19 protein-coding genes are annotated in these 22489 nt (G+C 45.1%); 9 read left to right on the top strand and 10 right to left on the bottom strand.

Annotated elements, in window-relative coordinates; all coding sequences use genetic code 11:
• Positions 1-11: 11 nt before the first annotated feature.
• The 5 genes from L0U89_RS00435 (at position 12) to L0U89_RS00455 (ending at position 7587) form a co-directional block, all read left to right on the top strand.
• Positions 12-1811 (top strand): hypothetical protein, encoded by a 1800-nt coding sequence (locus tag L0U89_RS00435; protein WP_234859723.1) that lies wholly within the window; start codon positions 12-14, stop codon positions 1809-1811.
• Positions 1812-1966: 155 nt separating this feature from the next.
• Positions 1967-4801, top strand: a complete 2835-nt coding sequence (gene uvrA, locus L0U89_RS00440; protein ID WP_234859724.1) for an excinuclease ABC subunit UvrA — start codon at positions 1967-1969, stop codon at positions 4799-4801.
• 89 nt (positions 4802-4890) lie between these two features.
• Positions 4891-5943 carry a sensor histidine kinase gene (locus L0U89_RS00445; protein WP_234859725.1) on the top strand — a complete coding sequence of 351 codons (1053 nt, stop codon included), beginning with the start codon at positions 4891-4893 and terminating at the stop codon, positions 5941-5943.
• Between the two features lie 11 nt (positions 5944-5954).
• Positions 5955-6689, top strand: a complete 735-nt coding sequence (locus L0U89_RS00450) for a LytR/AlgR family response regulator transcription factor (protein WP_008624797.1) — start codon at positions 5955-5957, stop codon at positions 6687-6689.
• Positions 6690-6831: 142 nt separating this feature from the next.
• Positions 6832-7587 (top strand): LytR/AlgR family response regulator transcription factor, encoded by a 756-nt coding sequence (locus tag L0U89_RS00455; RefSeq protein WP_008624796.1) that lies wholly within the window; start codon positions 6832-6834, stop codon positions 7585-7587.
• 82 nt (positions 7588-7669) lie between these two features.
• On the opposite strand, the gene L0U89_RS00460 is transcribed toward L0U89_RS00455, so the two are convergent.
• The 4 genes from L0U89_RS00460 to L0U89_RS00475 all read right to left on the bottom strand — a co-directional run bounded on the left by L0U89_RS00460 (position 7670) and on the right by L0U89_RS00475 (position 11389).
• The gene (locus tag L0U89_RS00460) at positions 7670-7969 is read right to left on the bottom strand and encodes a hypothetical protein (RefSeq protein ID WP_234859726.1); all 300 of its coding nucleotides are present in this window, start codon (positions 7967-7969) and stop codon (positions 7670-7672) included.
• 463 nt (positions 7970-8432) lie between these two features.
• A complete protein-coding gene (locus L0U89_RS00465) occupies positions 8433-9779 on the bottom strand; it encodes a PhoH family protein (RefSeq protein ID WP_234859727.1) in 1347 nt (448 codons plus the stop codon).
• Between the two features lie 260 nt (positions 9780-10039).
• Positions 10040-10669 (bottom strand): NAD(P)H-dependent oxidoreductase, encoded by a 630-nt coding sequence (locus tag L0U89_RS00470; protein ID WP_234859729.1) that lies wholly within the window; start codon positions 10667-10669, stop codon positions 10040-10042.
• A gap of 66 nt (positions 10670-10735) precedes the next feature.
• Positions 10736-11389, bottom strand: a complete 654-nt coding sequence (locus L0U89_RS00475) for a Tll0287-like domain-containing protein (RefSeq protein ID WP_234859730.1) — start codon at positions 11387-11389, stop codon at positions 10736-10738.
• Positions 11390-11564: 175 nt separating this feature from the next.
• On the opposite strand from L0U89_RS00475, the gene L0U89_RS00480 reads away from it, so the two are divergent.
• Both L0U89_RS00480 and L0U89_RS00485 read left to right on the top strand, forming a co-directional pair.
• Positions 11565-14375 carry a YCF48-related protein gene (locus tag L0U89_RS00480; RefSeq protein ID WP_234859731.1) on the top strand — a complete coding sequence of 937 codons (2811 nt, stop codon included), beginning with the start codon at positions 11565-11567 and terminating at the stop codon, positions 14373-14375.
• Positions 14376-14591: 216 nt separating this feature from the next.
• On the top strand, positions 14592-15842 hold the full coding sequence (locus tag L0U89_RS00485; protein ID WP_234859732.1) for a cystathionine gamma-synthase family protein: 1251 nt from the start codon (positions 14592-14594) through the stop codon (positions 15840-15842).
• Positions 15843-15953: 111 nt separating this feature from the next.
• Here L0U89_RS00485 and L0U89_RS00490 read toward each other — a convergent pair whose 3' ends face one another.
• On the bottom strand, positions 15954-16403 hold the full coding sequence (locus L0U89_RS00490) for a hypothetical protein (RefSeq protein ID WP_234859733.1): 450 nt from the start codon (positions 16401-16403) through the stop codon (positions 15954-15956).
• 251 nt (positions 16404-16654) lie between these two features.
• On the opposite strand from L0U89_RS00490, the gene L0U89_RS00495 reads away from it, so the two are divergent.
• Together L0U89_RS00495 and L0U89_RS00500 are read left to right on the top strand one after the other, a co-directional pair.
• The gene (locus L0U89_RS00495; RefSeq protein ID WP_234859734.1) at positions 16655-16882 is read left to right on the top strand and encodes a hypothetical protein; all 228 of its coding nucleotides are present in this window, start codon (positions 16655-16657) and stop codon (positions 16880-16882) included.
• Entirely contained in the window at positions 16872-17291 is a 420-nt protein-coding gene (locus L0U89_RS00500) for a putative toxin-antitoxin system toxin component, PIN family (RefSeq protein WP_234859735.1), read from the top strand. The genes L0U89_RS00495 and L0U89_RS00500 overlap by 11 nt, the downstream gene beginning before the upstream one ends.
• A gap of 121 nt (positions 17292-17412) precedes the next feature.
• On the opposite strand, the gene L0U89_RS00505 is transcribed toward L0U89_RS00500, so the two are convergent.
• From L0U89_RS00505 to L0U89_RS00525, 5 genes are all read right to left on the bottom strand, one after another.
• Positions 17413-18798 carry a peptidylprolyl isomerase gene (locus tag L0U89_RS00505; protein WP_439651527.1) on the bottom strand — a complete coding sequence of 462 codons (1386 nt, stop codon included), beginning with the start codon at positions 18796-18798 and terminating at the stop codon, positions 17413-17415.
• Complete coding sequence (locus L0U89_RS00510; RefSeq protein ID WP_040479151.1) at positions 18791-19684, bottom strand: peptidylprolyl isomerase; 894 nt, start codon at positions 19682-19684, stop codon at positions 18791-18793. Before L0U89_RS00510 ends, L0U89_RS00505 begins: the two co-directional genes overlap by 8 nt.
• A complete protein-coding gene (locus tag L0U89_RS00515) occupies positions 19638-21569 on the bottom strand; it encodes a peptidylprolyl isomerase (RefSeq protein WP_234859737.1) in 1932 nt (643 codons plus the stop codon). Before L0U89_RS00515 ends, L0U89_RS00510 begins: the two co-directional genes overlap by 47 nt.
• A gap of 165 nt (positions 21570-21734) precedes the next feature.
• Complete coding sequence (locus L0U89_RS00520; protein ID WP_439651528.1) at positions 21735-22151, bottom strand: ATP-binding protein; 417 nt, start codon at positions 22149-22151, stop codon at positions 21735-21737.
• A gap of 3 nt (positions 22152-22154) precedes the next feature.
• Entirely contained in the window at positions 22155-22487 is a 333-nt protein-coding gene (locus tag L0U89_RS00525; RefSeq protein ID WP_234859739.1) for an STAS domain-containing protein, read from the bottom strand.
• Positions 22488-22489: the final 2 nt, after the last annotated feature.

Below are 22489 nucleotides of genomic sequence, written 5' to 3' on the forward strand. Positions count from 1 at the left end.
TTGCCGATTTTATGAAAAAAGTCCTTTATGTTTTTCTGTTTCTTGCTGTCCTGCTTGGATGTTTGGTATTGGGTCTGCCTTTTTTCATCAACAAGTACCTGAATGCCAATGCGTCGAGGATCCTCACTGAACTCATCACCCGGACCAGCAGTTTCAGCGGACATGAGGTGAGTTTTGGCAAAATTGAATTGAACTACGACCACTTTGGCACTTATCTCAGGATCGACAGCATTGTGGTAAGCCCTTCAAATGTATTGGGTGAGGATGATATCAAGATCAATCTTTTTGCGGAAAATCTCCATTTGACTGGATTCAAATGGCGTCCATTGATTTTTGACAATACGATTTCCATGGATTCGGCTTACCTGAACGGGATGGAGATCGTTTCTTCATTTCCGCCTTGGGATTCGCTTTTCACCGGCGCACCCCAACCAAAAAAGGAAAGGCCCAAGAAGGGGAAGGATTATGATCTGATAGAGGTCAAAGACGTCGTTTTGCAGGATTTCTCTGTCAGTGTCAAAAACAATCTCTACGATTCCCTAAGATTGGCTTTGGTGGACATGGATATCTCAGCCGAAGGTTTCCAATTAACAAAAAGTGATATCGATAACGCCAAATCCTTGTTTCACGTCGATGTGGTCCAAGGAAGTATACAGCAAGTCGAGTTTCATTTTGACCGTTTCAGACAATATGCCTTGGTCAACAATGTGATCTTGGATTCATATACCAATAAGCTAAGCGTGGGAAGTTTGAGTTTGCTCAATAAGCAGGGCAAATTGCAATACACCTCGCAGTTTCCACAGCGACAAACGTGGTTGCAAATTCGGGATGCGCAAATGGAGATGGGCGGGGTAAGATTTGGGAGTTATTTCAGAAATGGGGTCGTGGAGATGGATACCTTGAGGGCAAAAAACCTCAAACTTGAAGTATTCGTGGACAAGTTTAAGCCCGAAGACGTTAACAAAAGACCACAGATGGTGCATCAGGCCATCCAAAACTTGAAGCAAATCATCCATATCGAGAATGTGTTTGTTGAAGGAGCCCATGTGATGATCGAGGAAAGACCGGCAAACGCGTCAAATCGATTTGCCCACCTCTTTTTTTCTGATATGAATGCGCATATCACCAACGTGTCCAACTATCTCGAAAGACGGGGTAAAAACAGGACAATTTCAATAGATGCAGACGCCAAACTTATGGGTGAGGGCTTGCTCAAAGCGGCGATTCGCTATGACTTGGAAGATGAACAGGGTAAATTCACCATGAAAGGAACACTTGGCAAAATGGACCTTGGGAAGCTCAATACCATGATCGAACCCGAGGCAAAGGCAAGCATCAAATCCGGCACACTCAATCGGTTGGATTTTAACATCCTTGGCAATGACTACAGCGGTGAGGGAGAGTTGATCATCCGATATGATGACTTGAAGCTGGAATTGCTCAATAAGAACTACGAGCATGACAACAATCTCCTTAGGAAAATTGGGGCCTTTATGGCCAATACCATCGTCATTCGTTCCTCCAATCCCAAAAAGAATGGAAACCTGAACAAAGGAAGCATCTACTTTATCCGGGAAACCCACAAATCCATGTTTGCCTATTGGTGGAAGTTGATTTTTTCAGGTTTGAAGTCGACACTTTCGGGGGATGATTTGGCCGAATTGAAGAAAAAGGAGGCTGACAAACGTTCTGGAAAGGAGGAGGAAAAAAAGGGACTTCACTTGTTCAAAAAGAAGGATCCAAGTGAAAAGCCCACCAAAGAGGAAAAAAAAGCTGCCCGACAAGCAAAAAAGGAGGCAAAAGGTTCTTAATGTCACTTTGGGCTTTTGTAGAGAAAGGTACTGATTCAAATCACTTCACAATTCAAAACCTTCCTGCTGTCAGCCTGTTTTAAGCTCGGGCCTTTCTGGGAATCCCGCTCACAAGTTCGTATTTTTGCAAGCTTCACAAACCTACACCTCCCTCAATGTTGGACGCACAAGTTGATACCAAAGAAGAGACCATCGAAATCTTTGGTGCCAGGGAACACAACCTGAAAAATATCGACATTAGTATTCCCCGCAACAAACTTGTGGTCATCACCGGCTTGAGCGGCAGTGGGAAGAGTTCACTGGCATTTGATACGATCTATGCCGAGGGACAGCGCCGCTACATGGAGAGTTTTTCGGCTTATGCACGGTCTTTTCTGGGTGGCATGGAGCGCCCCGATGTGGACAAGATCAATGGGCTTTCACCCGTGATTTCGATCGAGCAAAAGACCACTTCCAAGAATCCCCGCTCGACGGTAGGTACTGTGACGGAAATTTATGATTTCATGCGTTTGCTTTATGCACGCGCAGGAGAAGCTTATTCCTACTTGAGTGGGCAAAGGATGATAAGGCAGACAGAGGACCAAATCATTGAGCAGCTTTTTGAAAAGTTCAAAGGACAAAAGCTTTATGTCCTTGCACCGATTGTCAAGGGGAGAAAAGGACATTACCGCGAGTTGTTTGAGCAGATCCGGAAAATGGGTTTTTCAAAAGTCCGCATCGACGGCGTGGTAATGGATGTGGTGCCCAAGATGCAGTTGGATCGCTACAAGATACACGATATTGAGATCGTGGTGGACCGGATAGTCGCAGACGAAGAAGACCGCTACCGAATCAGCCAATCCCTCAAGACCGCCCTGCACCACGGAAAAGGTGTCATCATGCTGCGGGATGAGGCTGGTGAAGTCCATCATTTCTCAAAATACCTCATGGATCCCCTGACGGGGCTTTCATACGATGAGCCTGCACCCAATACTTTCTCGTTCAACAGCCCCTACGGTGCCTGCCCGACTTGCAATGGCTTGGGAGTAATCGAGGAAATTACGATTGAAAACATCATTCCCGATCGCAGTCTGAGCATCAGCCGTGGTGGGATTGCGCCTTTGGGAGAGTACCGGGACGTTTGGATTTTTAAGAAGATCGAGGCGATCCTTAAGCATTACAAAGCCAGCATCACCACGCCCATCGAAAACCTTCCCGAGGAAGTCGTGCATGTCCTTTTGTATGGGGACAAGGTCGAAGTGGCCGTGGATTCTGTGAAGTATCCCGGAACGATGTGGAACACCACTTTCGAAGGAATTGTGAATTTTCTCCAAAAGCAACAGGAAGGCGGCACCGATAAGATCCAAGATTGGGTCAATGAATTCACCGAGACAAAAATCTGTCCTGATTGCGATGGATATCGACTGAAGAAAGAGGCGCTCCATTTCAAGATTGACAACCACCATATCGGGGAGCTGGCCATGATGGATATCGCTGCGTTGCGGACTTGGTTCCTTGGATTGGAGGATCGGATGAGTGAGCGACAGAATACGATCGCGCGGGAAGTTTTGAAGGAAATCCGAAAGCGAATCGGTTTCTTGATGGACATTGGTTTGGATTACCTGTCTCTCAATCGTCCCTTGAAAACCCTCTCGGGCGGGGAAGCGCAACGTATCCGCCTCGCTACCCAAATCGGTACCCAACTCGTCGGAGTGCTCTACATTTTGGACGAGCCGAGTATCGGACTGCATCAAAGGGACAATGTCAAGCTGATCAAGGCGCTCCAGGATCTGCGGGATTTGGGCAATTCGGTGCTTGTCGTCGAGCATGACAAGGATATGATGTTGGAGTCTGACTTCGTGGTGGACATTGGTCCGGGCGCAGGACGACATGGCGGTCAAATCGTGGCATTGGGCTCGCCCCAGGATTTTCTAAAAAGGAAAAGCATTACTGCCAAATACCTGGCAGGTGAGTTGAAAATTAAGGTACCAAAGCAAAGAAGAATCGGTAACGGAAAGTTTCTCGAAATAAAGGGTGCCAATGGAAACAACCTGAAGAACGTCGATCTCAAGCTCCCGCTTGGTACGATGATTTGTATCACCGGCGTATCAGGTAGTGGAAAAAGCACGCTGATTCATGAGACGCTTTATCCTATCCTGAACAAGCATTTTTTCAACGCAAAGAAAGAGCCGCTTCCCTACGATGCAGTGGAGGGACTGAAACATCTCGACAAGGTCATCGAAGTGGACCAATCACCGATCGGTCGCACACCACGCTCCAACCCTGCCACTTATACCGGTGTATTTTCGGACATTAGGACGCTATTTACCGAACTTCCAGAGGCTAAAATAAGGGGCTACAAGCCCGGCCGGTTCAGCTTCAACGTAAAAGGTGGCCGCTGTGAGGATTGTGAGGGGGCGGGTATGAAATTGATCGAAATGGATTTTCTCCCCGATGTCCACGTGCCCTGCGAGACCTGCAAGGGGAAGCGCTACAACAGGGAAACTTTGGAAGTGCGGTTCAAGGGCAAGTCGATTGCGGACGTATTGGACATGACCGTCGAGCAAGCAGTCGAGTTTTTCGAGAATCAGCCCAGCATCGTGAGAAAAATCAGAACGCTGAATGACGTCGGCTTGGGCTATGTCACTTTGGGACAGCATGCAACCACGCTTTCAGGCGGCGAAGCCCAGCGTGTGAAATTGGCGACGGAGCTTTCGAAAAAAGACACCGGAAAGACATTTTACATTTTGGATGAACCGACCACAGGGCTACATTTCCAGGATATTGAGCATCTACTGGAGGTTTTGAATCGCTTGGTGGACAAAGGGAATACCGTCCTGATTATTGAACACAACATGGATGTGATCAAAGTGTCGGACCATATTGTGGACCTGGGATTGGAAGGTGGGGACAAAGGCGGTACAATCATCGCGACGGGTATTCCAGAGCAGGTAGCCCTGCACCCAGAAAGCCATACTGCACGGTTTTTGAAGATGGAATTAAGTCTGTAACAGGATATAGCCTCATACGGACGGTAAATTACCCTTCCCAAAAAAAATATCCCCTCATGGAAGCCCCGTAGTATATTTGGCGCCTAACCATGAATAGAAAGCGATTATACTGGGTTTTGCAGATCTTGGGTTGGTCGGGCTATGCCCTTATCAACCTTTTTTTGGTTTCGCTCGACCGCAGGATTACGCTTATTCAAATTGGAGCCTACGTTTCCTTAGCGCTATTTTTCCTGGTTTCTACCCATGGCCTGCGCTTGGTTTTCAAGAAGTACGACTGGTTCAATTTGGGATTCCCCAACTTGTTGGCACGTACGCTACTGGCCTTGATGATTTTGGGTGTGCTCAACACCGGCGCCCAGTTTATCATCAACTGGATCTTCGGAACGCTTAATCCCGAAACAGATTTTCGATGGATTGTCGTCTCCGGCAATATTTTCGTTTCCTTTATATATTACTTACTGTGGGTGATGGTGTATTTCCTTTACCATTTTTTGGATAATTACAACCAATCGCTCAAGTATCAAGCGAAGATCAACGAAATCCAGCTCAATCATCTCAAAAGCCAACTTAACCCGCATTTTATCTTCAATGCACTCAATTCCGTGAGGGCGCTCGTCGACGAAGATCCCGGCAAGGCCAAGCTTGCCATTACGCAGCTCTCCAACATCTTGCGGTTTTCGCTCATGATGGATAGAAAAAGAACGATCGATTTTGAATCCGAAATCAATACGGTGAAGGACTACCTCAATTTGGAGACGATTCGCTTTGAGGAACGCCTGAAGGTCAAGTATGATATCGAGCCTTCAGCATTCGATTTCAAGATCCCTCCCATGATGCTGCAGACAATTGTCGAAAATGCAATCAAACACGGGATTTCAAATAGAGTAAGGGGAGGGCTGATCGAAATCAAATGCAGGGAGGGTCTTGCCGACGACTTGATCGTCCAGGTCAAAAACAGCGGGCAATTGAGAAATAATGCGTTTGGCAGAAAACGGGACGGTGAAGGCCATGGCATAAGCAATACCATCCAAAGGCTGAAACTAATCTACGGAGAAAAGGCTTCCTTTAAAATATACAATTCCGGGAACGATTTTGTAATAACTGAACTTAAAATTCCAAAACAAAACCTTACATTAGGTTAAAATTCATGCACATGAGAGCACTGATAATTGATGACGAAAGACTGGCGAGAAAGGAACTGATCACCTTGTTGTCCCAATACGAACAAGTTGAAATCGTGGGAGAAGCCAATAACGTGGACGATGCCAAAGAGAAAATAGAGGCGTTGGCGCCAGATGTTGTTTTCCTGGATATCCAAATGCCCGAAAAGACGGGCTTTGATCTCCTGGAAGAACTGGACAATGTCCCCCACGTCGTCTTTACCACAGCATATGACGAGTATGCGATCAAGGCCTTCCAGGTAAATGCCTTGGACTATCTGCTCAAGCCCATCGAGCCAAAAAGGCTCGGCGAAGCGGTAGAAAAACTTTCCAAAAAGCTCAATGAGAATCAGGATCGCACTGAGGAAATCGCCAATATGGCAAACAGAAAACTGACATTGGATGATCAGGTTTTTGTCAAGGACGGTGATCGGTGCTGGTTTGTCAAATTGTCCAATGTTCGCCTGTTCGAATCCGACGGGAATTATATCAAGGTATATTTCGACAACTTTAAACCCATGATCCATAAGTCACTCAATGCTTTGGATGAAAGATTGAGCGAAAAATCGTTTTTCCGCGCAAGCAGAAAGCATATCATCAACCTCAGCTGGGTGGAAGCGATCGAACCATGGTTCAATGGAGGACTGGTTGTTACACTCAAAGGGGGCGATCGGATTGAGGTAAGTAGGCGTCAGGCAGCAAGATTTAAGGATATGATGAGCCTGTAGTGAGCGGAATTATCGGCATGGCGAAAAATTGAGATAAATATTGATTCAGAAAACTAAAATTTGTAAATAGCCCAATAATCACTTCACTGCATCAAAAATTTATTTAATTGTCACTAAAACGCAATATTTCCCCATTTAACTTATGAAAGAGGAAAGAATTCTTATTGTTGAGGATGATGTCAACATTGCCGAGAATATAGAGGAGATTTTGGAGCTTTTGGGCTATGTCAATATCGATATTGCCAACTCCGCCAACCAAGCAGTCAAAGTTGTAAAGAAATACAAACCTGACTTGGTGTTCATGGATATCAAGCTCAAAGGTGACAAAGACGGTATTGAATTGGGTGAGATCATCAAGCAAATGGTAGAAGTACCTTTGGTTTACGTGACCTCCTATTCCGATCCTACCATCATCGAAAGGGCAAAAAGAATCAATCCTGCAGGCTTCATCGTAAAGCCTTTCAACACAAATGACATCCATGCGATTGTTGAGATTGTGCTTTACAACAAGCGCACAAAGCCGGCTGCCGAAGCAGTAACGGTCCGTGCAAAAGACGAAAGCCCATATCTCGTCACTGACGCAGTATTTATCAAAGCGGACAACGCGTACGAGCGCGTGCCCTACGAGGATATTTACTATGTGGAGGCAAATGGCAACATGGTGACCATTTATACAAAAGGAAGGAATTTCACCATCCGTAAATCCATGAAAGATATGGAAGAAAAGCTTCCTCCACATCTATTCCTCCGGGTGCAAAAATCATTTATCGTGCAGCTTTCCCAAATCGAAAGCTTCAATACAAAAGACATCAACCTGAGGATGGGTGCAGTTGTCCAAGTAGGGCGACAGTACTATAACAGCTTTCTAGCCAAATTGAACACCATTACGGAAAGTTGATGAGTCTGCTGATGGAGATAATAAAAAAAGGTGGACAAAATCCACCTTTTTGCTTATTCAAAAAACCAAACAATCAACTAAACTATCTTACGAGGTAAAACTCCTGTTTTCCTACTGTCGTCAAGAAATCACCGTTGTCGATTACCTCTTTGAATCTTTTTTCAAGTTCTGTTTTGCTTCCATAGAATTCGGCCACTACCTCTCCATATTTGTTTATCAAAGTAACGGTTGGGAATTCCCTGATGTCAGAAAGGTCCAATTCAAAAGCGGGAACTTCTTCTTTTATCCCTTCTACACGCTCGATGGAATCCATCGGCATGACCACGCTGACAATGTCAGACTTCGCCTCGACCTTAGCGGCCCACAAGATGGTAAGTGCCATGATCAAACTTAAAAAGGCACATACATTTTTCTGAGTTAAAATAGTTGGTTTCATAATCTTATGTAATTAATAATAGTTGGTTTCTTTTTCCGTCCGCCCTGTTCGGCAGATGTATGCTTTATGCCAAATTCTGCTCCAATTTTGTAAATAACTGATAATCAATACAATATAATTTTGAATGCCAAACAAGTGTGTACGATACCGTACATATTGTTGCGTGGATTGATACAGTTTGATAACTCTTTTTGGGGGGTGAAAGGTTACACGGGAACGTTAAAAAAAGGTTAAAATGTCAAAATAATCCGAATTATATTCTGAATTGAATTAAAAAGAAGGAAAAATACAGTAATAAATTTCGTATTGCCCTAAAATGAAAAATTCTCCCGAATCTTTTCTCCAAAACACAGAACAAAATCCTGAATTTGGCGAGAAAACGCAATCGGGAGAATTAATCAGCTTTTGTTTACAACAAATCGTTGGCAAGATTGGCCAATTCGGACCGCTCACCTTTTTCCAACTTGATATGGGCATACAACGGATGGTCCTTTACCCGATCAATAAGGTAGGAGAGACCGTTGCTTTGGCTATCCAAGTACGGCGTATCAATCTGGAAAATATCGCCTGTGAAGATGATTTTGGTATTTTCTCCCGCACGGCTGATGATGGTCTTAATTTCGTGTGGAGTCAGGTTTTGGGCCTCGTCCACGATGAAGAAAATGTTGGAAAGCGAGCGTCCACGGATGTAGGCCAAGGGCTGAATCACCAATTTCTCCTGATTGACCATCTCGGTGATTTTTTGGTATTCCTTGTCGGATTCTTTGAATTGGTTTTGGATGAACTTCAAATTGTCCCAAAGTGGCTCCATGTAAGGATTCAGCTTTGACTTGATATCGCCAGGAAGATAGCCGATATCCTTGTTGCTGAGCGGGACGATTGGCCTAGCCAGGAATATTTGCTTGTAATCCCTACGCTGTTCCAATGCTCCAGCCAAAGCCAACAAGGTTTTTCCGGTACCAGCCACTCCTTGTATCGACACCAATTTTACCCTAGGGTTAAGAATTGCATGCATTGCGAAAGTCTGCTCCGCATTTTTCGGTTTGATGTTGTAAGCCAACTTCTTGTCCACCCTTTCCATGGTGTTGTCCTCAGCGTTGTAGTATGCCAAAACCGAGTTTTTCTCGCTTTTCAGAATGTAGTAAGCGTTTGCCTTTCGTTTCCTTGTACCCAAGACATGCTTGGCCTCGACGGAATTGTATTCATAAATTTGGTTGATGACCTCTTGGCCGATTCCTTCCAGGACATATTTGCCGGTATTTTCGAGCTCCTCGAGGTTTTTGATTTTTCCAGTCTCATAGTCTTCAGCGTGGATATCAAGCGATTTTGCTTTGAGTCGAAGGTTGATGTCTTTGGAGACCAAGATGACCCGTCTGTCTTTCTCCGTTTGTTTCAGATGCAGGGCTGCATTGAGGATCTTATGGTCATTTTTTTCCTCCCCAAAGATCACATTCGCGTTCATCGAATTTTCCGGATTCATCAGCACTTTAAAAAACCCTCGGGTTTTCCCATTGAGCGGTGTCCAGTGGTGGATCATTTGGTCCTTTGACAGAGTATCCAACAATCGGATAAACTCCCGCGCTTCGAAATTCTTGGTATCGTTCCCCTTTTTGAACTGATCGAGCTCTTCCAATACAGTAATCGGGATGACTACATCATGCTCTGCAAAGTTCATGATGGAGTTGTGTGCATATAGGATCACGGAAGTATCCAGCACAAAGATTTTACGGTCTTTATCGGATTTTGCTCTTGGCATAGAATGGAAATTTACTAGGTCTTAATTAGGAAAAAGATAAAGAAATAAAAATTAGATTACCATTTTATATAGGAAAAATCGGGTTCTCTGATGATACTTTCAATGTAGCCGATTGATTGTCAGGAGGAAATATTTCGGATAACGATCAGTCGAATACATCAGGATGAAAAACCAAGTTTCGAGCGAGATGGGGTGCAGTGAAATAAGGTCTCCTGAATAGCAGTTTCCAAGGTTTCTTGTTTCGCCAACCATTCTTTTCATTAAAACCAAGTGTCCACCATCATGTCCACTTCTTGAAGCACCTGCTTGAGTTCCTCATAGCTTTTTCCGGAAACTCCCATCAAAAACTCGTGGTGGACGACCTCCATTCCGCAAAATCCAAAAATGCCGGTAGAGAAAAGTTTCTTTACCGCTTCGTCCATTTCTTCGGATTTGACAAATTCCTCATCCGCCCCCGTGGTTTGTATGATACTGACCTTTTTCCCATTAAGTGGGGAGACTTTTGGGATTCCATTTTCATCAAAAGCGAACGCGAAATTTGGCGTAAACACACGGTCCAAGTAGCCTTTCAAAATCGCAGGCGGAGACCACCACCATGTAGGAAAAACCAACACCAAATGGTCCGCCCAAAGAATTGCCTCCTGTTCGGCCAAGATATCTTGAGCATGTTTAAAATCGCCGTTTTCGTAGTTTTTCAATTCCTCCAAAGACAAAACCGGATCAAAACCCAGTTGGTACAAGTCCCGTGTCTTCACCTCATAGCCTTTATTGGAAAGCCTTCTTGAGACGGTCTTGCTGACTGCATGATTGAAACTCTCGACATTGGGATGTGCCAATATGATGAGTACTTTTCCAGACACAATCACATTGTCTGAAACCGCATAGGACATGGACCCCATTAAAAAGTAGAGGAAACATATCAAAAAGTATTTTTTGAAAGGTTTATTCATAGCGCTCTACATTCTCTTGACTACTTCTTTTTTGGGAATCCTGATGCTCCACATTCCCCGGAGGTCGCCGACCTTGTGGCCTGTCGCTTTGTCCTCAGGATATTTTAGGTCCAGTGCGGCCTGGGTTTCGGGTTTGATATCCTCACCCTTTTTTCCGTGGCAGTTCAGGCAAAGGGCGTTAGGGATTTGGATGGCTTTGGTGTAAAGCAGTACATCACCATTTTCCAATTTCTGAATGTTCGGTTCGTTGGGGATTTGGTTTTCGATATTGTAAGTGTAGGCATCCAAAATGGCTTTTTCAGCTTCATCCGGCATATCAAGTGGGTTACGGTAAGCGAACGATGCTCTTTTTATCTGGACCCCATATTTGTCGGAGACATCTTTCAGGATGGGAAGCGCCTGTGTGTGACAGACCTCGATAGCCGCCGGAACACCCTTTTCTGAAATGGTCGTTTGCAGTACCGTGAGCAACTGCTGCTGGGCTTCAGTACTGATTTCGTCGCCCCATTTCATCGCCTCACGCACGATGTCTGCTTCGCTGATTTTCTTGACTTCCATGCTCTTGGTGGCTTCCTCAAAAACCTCCTTACTGACCCTTTCATTTGAGCCACAGGCCATTAACATGCTGATTGGAATCAAAAATTTTAAGATTTTTTTCATTTTTTTCTGGCTTGGCACTTCTAAAAATAGCAGTAAAAGATGAATTCATGAAATCAATATTGTCGTTTGTGGGTGATGTCGGATAAGGTGTTAGGTAATAGGCGCGGGGGCGATTCCTAAAGTCTTTCATTTTTGGTATTTCCTCCTAATTTTGTATGCTCTCAATCACCAATTCATGAACAGAAGTTTTTTTTTCTCTCTCATTTTTGTGCTATTCCATGTCGCCGTGCAAGCCCAATCCTGGAAAAGGGTCGGAGCCTGGGGCAATCGGCTTACAGGCATTGACTGGGTGACCGAACAGATTGGCTTTGTATCAGGCGATCAAATCATACTCAAGACAATCGACGGTGGCTTAAGTTGGACAGAACAACTGGCGCCGGTCAAAACCCATATGCATGGGCTTGATTTTTTCAATGAGAACCTCGGATTGATGGTGGGAGAAAATGGGCAGGTATTCCGGACTACAAATGGCGGCGAAACCTGGTCTTTGATCAAACTTCCGACAGATAAGACCCTGAAAAGCGTTCAGTTTCTCAACCAAACCCGTGTCTATATTGTCGGCGAATCCGGTGAAGTATATCGTTCGACCAACAGCGGGTCTAGCTGGGCCAAACAATCCGTTGGATCTACGGTAAATCTCAATGGTATGCATTTCGCCAATGCCGATACAGGCTATGTCGCGGCTGCCGATGGCCGAATCCTGAGGACTTTCAATAGTGGTAACAACTGGGCATTTGTAAATACCGGCCAATCCAATGGCTTGAACGATGTGTATTTTACGAATGCAAAAAACGGATACGCCATCGGACAGCTCGGCACGATTTTGCGCAGCACTGATGCCGGGCAGACCTGGACACAAGTCACTTCTGGTACCGAACGAAACCTCAACACAGTTGCGTTCAATCGGACAAATCCTTTGTTGGGAGTTGTTTTGGGTGATACGGGGACGATACTCCGAACGATCAATGGTGGCACCACTTTCGATGGCATCAACATCAACAATACCCAGAGCTTCCTTTCGGTTGATTTTCGGTTTACCTCCAATATAGTGTATGCCGTGGGCACCAATGGGGTAATTGTTTCCTCTACCAATTCGGGGGGGAGTTGGACGGTCAGGCTGAGCGGTTTTGCGAAAGATTACACAGCGACACAATTTCGAACCGGGGTACTCGGGTATATAATAGGTGAAGATGGGTTGGTACTTGTAACATCCAATGGAGGAACCTCGCTGATGGATCGCACAAGACCACTTTCGGCGACGTTCCGGGATATTGCCTTTACCACAAATGCTTTTGGTTACATATCAGGTGATGAGGGCACAATTTTGCGGACTTCCAATTCGGGTGCCAATTGGACCTCGCTCAATCCTGGAACAACGGATCCAATCCTCGGCCTTTTCTTCTTCAACAACACCAACGGATTTGCAGTCGGCAATAATGGTTTTATGGCGAGGACTGTAGATTCTGGAGTGAGCTGGCAAAAGATATCCGTCAACAATACCACCCGCCTACTTCGGGATGTTCATTTCTTCGATCTGAATGAGGGATTTGTTTTTGGGGAAAATGGTTTCATTGCTTGGACAAACGACGGGGGCTTAACTTGGCAGAATGCGGTGAATCCAATCGCCCAAAATCTCAGGGGATTTGCTGTTTTGGATGCCCAAACCGCCATGGTCGTAGGCGACAACGGCACAGTTCTTAAATCAACAGACAGGGGAAAAACCTGGTCGGAGCTCAATATTGGCGAAACCACCAATTTGAGAACAGCACACTTTTTGGACGAGTCCATTGGATTTTTAGCTGGGGAAAATGGGCTGATGATGAATTCCCGCGATGGAGGACAAACTTGGCAAAAGATGCCAACAGGCACTTTCCAACACATCAATCGCATCAGTTTTGGGGATTTGAGCAGCGGATATGCGGTGGGCGACAACGGTACTTTGCTCAATTACAGTTGCCAGGTGCCGGATACGCCGACCTTGATATTCGGGGAATCAAATGTTTGTCTGGGTGAGTATGAATACCAAATCCAGGAACCCATGGTAGCAGATATTGCTTATGAATGGCGTGTGGATGGTGGGACGATTTTGTCTGGACAAGGTACTACCAAAATTCGAGTACGCTGGGATACGCCTGGACGCAACGCTGTTCTCGTGCGTGGCACCAATAATTGTGGAAATGGTGGAACCCAAGGGCTGGAGGTTGTCGTCTCGACCCTTCCGCAGAGTATTTCCCAAGTCGAAGGTGACGGCGTGGTTTGTATCAATGGCAGTATGGATTATTCGGTAAATAGCGTTCCGGGGACAATTTACGTGTGGGAAGTCACCGGCGGCACTATCCTCCAAGGGCAGGGTACGGCAAGCGTTCGGGTGCAGTGGAACGAGCTTGCCAGCCAAAACCTATCAGTGACGCCAAGCAACCCTTGCGGGGAAGGACAAAAATTCAACAGAACGATATCGGTGATTTCTCCACCCGAAAAACCCTCAGATATCTCCGGTCCTAATCGCGTCGCATTGACAGAAGAGACCTATTCTGTGACTGCAGTAGCGGGAGTCAATTTCCAATGGTCTGTTTCCGGAGGTGGAGGAAGGATAATCAGTGGGCAAGGTACCAATAGTGTGAAGATACGCTGGGAACGGGAGGGAGATTTCAAAGTAACCGTTGTTCCAACAAACAGTTGCAATGCAGGCCCTTCGAGCACTTTTGATGTCAATGTCAACATCATCACAAGTTTGGGCAAAGAGATCAATCCCTCCAGAATCAAGCTATATCCAAATCCAAGCAATGGAGAAACCTGGGTAGATTTTGAAGGAATTGTGGGTGTACGTTCGATTCGGGCTGTAGACATGCTCGGCAAAGAGCGGCTCTCGGTATTACCCGAAGAAGGTCAAACCAAAGTCCGGATTGAGGGATTGACTCAGGGGATGTATATAATCTCGGTCAGCAGCCGTGAACAGGAATATTCTCTAAAACTGGTTGTGAAATAAGCGTTTTTGGTTTTTGCCCAATTTACTATTTTGAGAGAACTCCAAAATGCCTAGGCGGCGATATTTCATTTTACCAGAATGCAATTAGCCATATTTAATGTTGGATTCTAAGAATATTATTAATTTTTTATTCAATTTTTCAGAATATTATTTCATTGATTGGCTTGATTATTTCTTGCTTTTTGGTGTCATTTGGGCCAAATAGACCCAAATACCATGCAGAATCGCCAATTTCATCCGGAAAGTCTAATGATGACTTTCGGATACAAGCCGGAGCTTTCCGAAGGGGCCGTAAAATGCCCTATATTCCAAACCAGTACTTTTGTTTTCAAGACCGCGGAGGAAGGGAAAGCGTTTTTCCAAGTAGCCTACGGGCAGCGCGAAAAGCAACCCAACGAGGAACTCGGACTTATCTATAGCCGACTCAACAATCCTGATTTGCAGATTCTGGAGGAGAGGCTTTGTTTGTGGGATGAGGCGGAGGAATGTGCGGTGTTTGAAAGCGGGATGTCTGCAATATCTACCGTGATGTTGGAGTTTTTGAGACCGGGGGATGTGATTTTGTACAGCAAGCCTGTCTATGGAGGCACGGATCATTTTATCAACAAAGTTTTGCCGGAATATGGCATCCATGGGATAGGTTTTACCAATTCGCAGTCGGCAGAAGAAGTCATACAAATGGTGAAAGATGCTGGCTTGGCTTCTAAATTGAAGATGGTCTACGTCGAGACTCCCGCCAATCCCACCAATGCCTTGTTTGATTTTGGAATCTGCCGCGAAGTTGCCGACAATTTTTCTTCGGCGGAAAAGGAAGTCGTCGTCGTAGCTGACAATACCTACATGGGACCGCTTTGGCAGCATCCGCTCAAGCACGGCGTGGACTTGGTGGTCTATTCTGCCACCAAATATATCGGTGGACACTCGGACTTGATCGCAGGAGCGGTGTTGGGAAAATCCAAGCATATGAAAAGGGTCCGCACCCTCAGGACCTTCCTCGGCAATATGGCTGGCCCTTGGACTGGCTGGCTGCTGATGCGGAGCCTGGAGACGCTGAAAGTGCGCATGACCCAACAAGCTCGAAATGCGGTCGAAGTTGCCGGATTTCTGAAGTCACATCCGAAGGTTGGAAAGGTATTTTATCTCGGCCATTTGCAGCCCAGAGACGCGCAGTACGATATATTCAAAAAGCAGTTGAGCTGTGCAGGGGCGATGGTTTCCTTTGAGGTCAAAGGAGGAGAGGCTGAGGCTTTTGTCTTTCTCAATCACCTGCGTCTGATCAAGTTGGCAGTATCCTTGGGCAGTACTGAGTCTTTGGCCGAGCATCCCGCAACGATGACGCATTGTGATGTTTCAGAGGAAGACAGAAAAGAAATGGGTATTTCCGAGAGACTGATCCGGCTATCTATTGGCGTCGAACACCACGAGGATATCATTTGGGATATCTCGCAGGCTTTGGAGAGGGTGTGAGCAAAGGCGCTCATTTATGGTTTTTGAAGTTTGAATTCTAGGTTGGATATCGGTCTTTGATCAACCTGGCTTTTCCATTGTTGGAGAATCTATAGTTGCGAAAAAGTGTCACTATTTATTAACCTTGACCCCAAAAACCTCTAGGAAATCGATTATGTCTTTTAAGCTTTCTTGATTCTTTATTATTCTCAGCGTGTAAGTCTTTTCTTTTGTGTTGATTTTAATAATCGGAACCGATTTCAAGGAACCATAAAGAGAAATTGACCCAATCACTCCTAAAACAAGCACAACGATCAAGCCATGACCGAACAAATTGAAATACCGAATTGGCTTTTCATCAATCGAAAATGTCCCGGTAAGTATTGCCATTATTAGCAACGCAAGCAGTAAAGCGACAATGCCTAAAGAGAAAACAATCACCCAGTTTTTCACCGATTTGCCGATATTCAGACTAGCGCTATCGACTTCTGCATAGGGGATCAAAAAAAAGGTGAATCTGTTTCTGGTAAGGTGAATTCCGCCTGAAGTCAATTTGAAATTCGAATCGATGATTTCTTTCATACTTGGGGTTTTCGCTAAGTTAAAAGCATTTCTGTGATGAACCACGAAGAAGACAACTATTTTATCTTTCAACCCCATGTTTGTTGATATTGAAAGTGCTCGTTTTGGGAAACGGCACAACGATAGGCATCATTGAAAAATGCCAGATAATGCTGATTCATAATTTTTTGAATTTTGATTTGGTTTTCATCATTTAGACTGAACCCGTATATTTATCGTTGTTACTACAAATCTTTTGAATAAAAAACGCCATGGAAAAGATCAACATCAATGTGTCGGATGAATTGGCAAAGAAATGGGCCAAAACCTCAGGTGCGCAAAAAGCCAAAATCGAGAAATTTTTAGAGGCAAGTGTAAGTGACCTGCTGTTCAAAATCAACCAAAAGAATTTCGATGAGCTGCTCGAAAAAGCAAGGGAAGAGGCTGAAAGAAATGGATTGAGCGAAGAAATCCTCGAGAAGATACTGAATGAGGACTGAATTCATCGTTATTGACACGAATACATTGATCAGCGCTTTCTTGCTGGAAAAATCAGTTTCTAGAAGTGTTTATGAGAAAGCGAAAAACACTTTCAACCTGGCGGTAAGCCGCCAAACTTTTGCTGAACTGCAAGATGTATTGCTTCGATCAAAATTCGATAGATACCTTTCTCGGGAAATCAGGTTTGAGATTATCTCTGAATTTTCAAACCTCGTTACTTTTTTTGAGCCGGGCATCAAGATCGAACTTTCTAGGGATCCCGATGACGATAAATTTTTGGAACTTGCTTTGGAAGCGAAAGCCAAATATTTGGTCACAGGTGACAATGATCTTCTCGGGCTTAATCATTCATTTAAATTCTCGATCATCAAACCTGCCGATTTCGCCAACCTAGCTAATTTAAAGTGAATTTCGCCGACGAAATGCTTTATTTCGTTCAATATACAGTTTACCGCCAGTATCGTGAAGGCCACCGAGTAAGCCGCAAACATGAAACTATGAAAAAGTGGGTTTTTTCGATTTCTTTAACCTATTTCCCCTCAAGCACGTTGCAGCGGTCATAAGCTGGATCGACATCGATAAATACGTCTTCCTTTGCTGTGACAAACCACTTGCTCAGCATGCCTTCCTCTTTTCTCCTTCTCGCGGCTGTCTTCAGCTTTTCATAGTCATCTTCCAGATTGGCGCGGTGGGCGGGAAAGCGCTCTTTGTAGTAAAGGATCCTGACTTTGGTCCCTTCTCGCTCATCTTCGAAGCGGATGGGTGGAGTCATCGATCCGACTTTCATACTGTCCAAAGTAAAGTACAATACCGGATCTTCAAGCGTACGCAAAGTGAGTCGGTTCGAATTGGTCTGGGGGTCGGTAAAAAATCCACCATTGTCGGAAGTGGCGCGGTCGTCGGAGTGGTCTTTGGCTGCTTTTGCAAAGTCGATGCGTCCTGCTTGGATTTCTTTGCGCAGACTGTCCAGATACCGTTCCGCGTCGCGGATATCGGCTTCTGTAGCCTCCGGACGGATGAGGATGTGACGTGTGTTAAATGTATTTCCCCTACGCTCCAACAATTGGATCATATGCATCCCAAACATCGTCTCCACGGGATCGGAAATCTCTCCCAATTGCAGGCCCAAGGCTGTCGCTTCGTATTCTGGCGCCAATTCGCCCCTTCTGAAAAATCCCAAATCCCCACCCTGAATAGCCGAACCTGGATCTTGTGAATATTGCTTGGCGAGCCCTGCAAAGTCGGATTTTCCATCTAGGATCAATTGTTTGAATGATTTCAATCGGTTGGCAATAGAATCCTTGACGTGGCGGCTGACTTCCGGCTTTTTGACGATTTGTCCCACAACCACTTCGGCTGAGAAGAATGGAAGTGAATCTTTTGGTATTGAATTGTAGAATTTTCTTACATCCGCAGGTGAAATGGTCAATCCCTCTGTGATTTTTGCCTGCATCCTTTGGGCGATCATCTGCTCCTTCATGACGTCATGGATTTCGGCTTTGAGTTGTTCTGCCGTTTTTCCATATACTTCGACCAAAGTATTTTCATCGCCGCCAAACTGCTGCATCACCATCGCAAAGCGTTGGTCCGCTTGGAACGTCACTTCCACATCGGACACGATCACAGAGTCAATTTCCGCTTTGGCCACCATCAGCTTGTTGATCAAAAGGGATTCGAAAACATCGCATCGTGTCGGCGCTTCAAATCCTTGGCGCGAGCTTGCAATGGCTTCGATATAAGCTTTTTGGACTTCAGATTCCAAGAGAATATAGTTATTAACCTTGGCCACGATTTTGTCGAGGACTTGGCCGCTTGCCTTCGGCGCTTCTTGGGTCGCGGGTGTCTCTTGCGCCATCGTCGCAAAAGATACCATAATGCCGAAGAGGCTCATCCACACAAACTTGTGTTTATTCATAAACTGTAAACTCATTGTTGTCTTTGGCTCTGTTGTAAATTTCTTTTTGTAAATCTTCGACAAGGGAAATTCGCCTCTTGTTGATCAGGATTTTGGATATTTCATCCTTTACGAATTCCAACGGCGGAACTTGGTCCTGCAATTTGTAGTCCAAAATCCTAAAGTAGTAGCGAAAACCTTCATCCTCAGCAGAAATAGAGCGGTTGTTTCTCACCAATTCTACCTTATTGGGATGGGATGAAAGAGGCGTTCCGCCCAGGATTTCATCCAGCCTTACCCATGTGGAATCTTCCAGGAAATAATTGCTTGCATATTTTCCCGCCAGATCTTTCAATTCCTCCAGCCGTCCACTTGCCATTGCCCTTTCTACCTGCCTAATCTGTGGGGAAGATTTTTCCATCTTCAGGTAGTTGGTACGGACAATGATTTCCTTTAGGCTGAAATTTTGTTGGTTTTCCCGATAATAGCCTTCAATTTCCGCCTCGCTGATATCCCTGTCCAGATTTTCCTCAACGTATTTTTTTTCGAATTCGTACACCATCAGGGCATACCTGTAATCGAGAAGTTTCCTGTTGAGTTCAGCCTCATCGATTTCCAGGTTTTGTTCTGCCTCCCGAATCATGAGTTGTTTTCTGATCCAAGATTGGACATATCCCTCCGCAATATTTGTACTATCTTCCTTCGACCCTCCTTGGCTGCTTATAAACGAAAGGTCGGACTGTCTGAGAACCTGATCTCCCACGGAAGCAACAAGTGGATCTTCTCCTTCGCTGTCTAATGACCTGAATTTGAACAAATCACAGGAGCTGAGGAGCAGCGCCGAAACCAAAATCCAAATCCTATTTTCCAACGGCAGTCTGGTAAAGTTTCCTCTTTTCTTCCTCATTGATTTGGACACTGTAGGTTTCCCTTAGCCGGTCCACCAAGGATTTGTCCAAGAATTCCTGGTACTCCTGGATGACTTTTCCACGTGTTTCCTCAAATTTTTTCGGTCCCGGAGGTACCTTATCTCCGAAAACAACAAAATGTGTTTTCCCGTCCTGCGTCAGTTCATGGAAGTTTCTGCCGTTATCCAATTTTTTCAAAATCGGATGCTGCGCCCACTCGTAAACTCCCTCTTCGTAAGTGAAGGCAAGTGGATTGTTGATCAAAAAGGTGTTTTCCAACCTAGATGAAAGGTTTGGCAGGTATTTCTTGTCTGCCAAAAACCGACGAACTGACGGGATGCTCTCCGCTTTGCCCATAGTGATAATCAGAGCTTGGATACGCTCGCTCCACTGATATCTGTCGATATGCTCATTGTAGAACTTAACCTGACCGAGGCTATCCTCGATCGCTTTTTGCCAAACTTGCTCATTCATCAAAGAAAACAACAAGATGCCGTCGCGATATTCCTGAATGAGAAGCTTATATTCCTCATTGTTGGTCATGAGATCGTTGACTTCTGCATCTTGCAGAGTTGTCGATACATAGCGATCAAAAAGATTGGTGAAGCCACTTTTTTGGCTGCCCTTTACGGAAAGTTGCTCTGCATCCAAGAAATCCAGAAAATCCTTCACGGTTTTTGTTTCGCCACTCACCACAAACAGTGCCGATGAACCCAATCCACGCTCTTCGATCAGTTTTCTGGCCTCCGCTTGGGAATTGCCGTTGAAAATCTGATTTACAACCTCGACATTGGGCTCATTTTCTAGGAAACCATACCGTGATTTTTGTATCGCTATGACTTGGGATTGGATCAAGGTGGAGCGGGTGTCACGGAGAACCCGGGATTTGATCATTGGCTCCATCTCTTCATAGCTGGAAAGAGGGCGTCGCTCTTCCAGCCTGATGATATGATAGCCAAACGGCGTTCGCGTCGGGGCGGATATTTCACCTTCTTCTTGCAGGGAAAACGCTGACCTTTCAAATTCTGGAATCACGGTACCCAAGCTGATCCAAGGCAATGACCCACCGGAATTCTTTGTCCCCGGATCTTCGGAATACAGTGCACACAATTCCTCCCAAGAGCTTTCGGGTTTCTGCAGTTCGGTGTATATCTCACTCACTTTTCTCAGGGCTCTTTCCTCGGAAACTGGATCGGTACCCTGTGAGCGGACCAAAATATGGGAAACTTTGATCTCCCCCGGATTTGGCATGCGGTCCTCGAGTTTGATAATATGGTATCCATAATCCGTCAGAATCGGATCCGAGATCTGCCCGATCTGAAGATTGTAGGCTGCATCTTCAAATGCAGAAACCATCTGTAAGGCAGTGAAATAACCCAAACTGCCTCTGTTATCCTTGGCAGACGGGTCGTCAGAATGCTCTACCGCCAATTGGTTGAAGTCAGCTCCCGCCTCTGCTTCTTCTTTGAGCTTCAGCGCCATGCGTAGCACCGAGATCGTATCGGCTTGGGAGGCATTGGGTGGAAACTGTAAGAGAATATGGCTGGCTTTGATGACTTCTTTCATTCGGTTGTAAGCTTTCATCAACTCACCTTCCTGAAGGGAATTCTTAATCAAAAAAGGCTGGGTCAAGTCATCCTTGAACATCTCAAATTCCCGTGAAAACTCTTCCGTTTTGTCAAGTCCAAGATTGACTGCCTCTCGCACCTTTAGCTTGTAATTGATGAAAAGTTCGAGGTTGGTAAAAAAGTCTGCGGAGTCGATTTTTTGTTCCGCCGTCTTGAATTGCCGGTTTTTCGAGAGCATGTACAAAAACTCCTCACCGGGGATTTCCTCGTCTCCTACGGTTAGCAGCGGCTTTTTGATTACTTCCTGAGGTCCCACGGGTTGTATGGTCGTTTTCGGACTACAAGAAATGACTGCTATCAATAGAATTGAAAGAAAACGGTAATGATTGAACATAAATGAATTCCCGAAAATCACTGCAATGTTACAAATTAAATTGAAAAATGTGGGGCGAAGCCGGCAGTTTGATGGTCTTATTAACAATTATTTGGATTTCAGAATTTTATACAATCGGCATATATTTTTGTTTTGGAAAGACTCAAATTCAATTTTGTCCATAATCCTTTTCACCAGTATTATACCCAATCCACCCTTGCGTTTGGATTTTATGACTTCAGTGATATCGGGTTCTTGGTATTCGAGAATATTGAATTTTTCCCCTGAATCGATAATCTCAATCTTTAGGAGTTTTTTATCGCGGCTCACATTGATCTCGATGAATTCCTTGGGGTTGCAGTCGTGGGAATGAATAATCAGGTTGGCGGCCACTTCTTCTACCGCCAGGATGACTTGATGCTGTTCTACCTCAGACATGGTGGTGCCTGAAAGGATTCCCTGCAAGAAATCCCTCAATTCCACAAGTCGACCGGTATCACAATACAGTTTCATCGTCTTTTCCATTTTTCAGGACGCCAAGGCAGCGGATTTATCGGGTTTGATGCGGATCAATTGGTCAAGTCCAAGAATATGAAACACCTGGAACACTTTGTCCTTTAGCCCAAAAATGACCATTCCGATATTTTTTTCCTGAAATTCCTCCAAATAGGACATGAATACCCCCAGGCCCGCCGAGGAAATGTATTCCAGATCGGTACAATCCACCAACAGGTTGTTGGCCCCACTTTTAAGTAGTTCCTGTATGGCTGAATCCACATTCACTGAGTTACTGGCGTCGATTTCACCAGTCAGCTTCAGGATCCAATTGGGACTTTCGTGTGTTTTTTCGATTGTAAGCATGT

The organism is Mariniradius sediminis (assembly GCF_021491425.1).
In the GTDB taxonomy this organism is placed as follows: domain Bacteria; phylum Bacteroidota; class Bacteroidia; order Cytophagales; family Cyclobacteriaceae; genus Mariniradius; species Mariniradius saccharolyticus.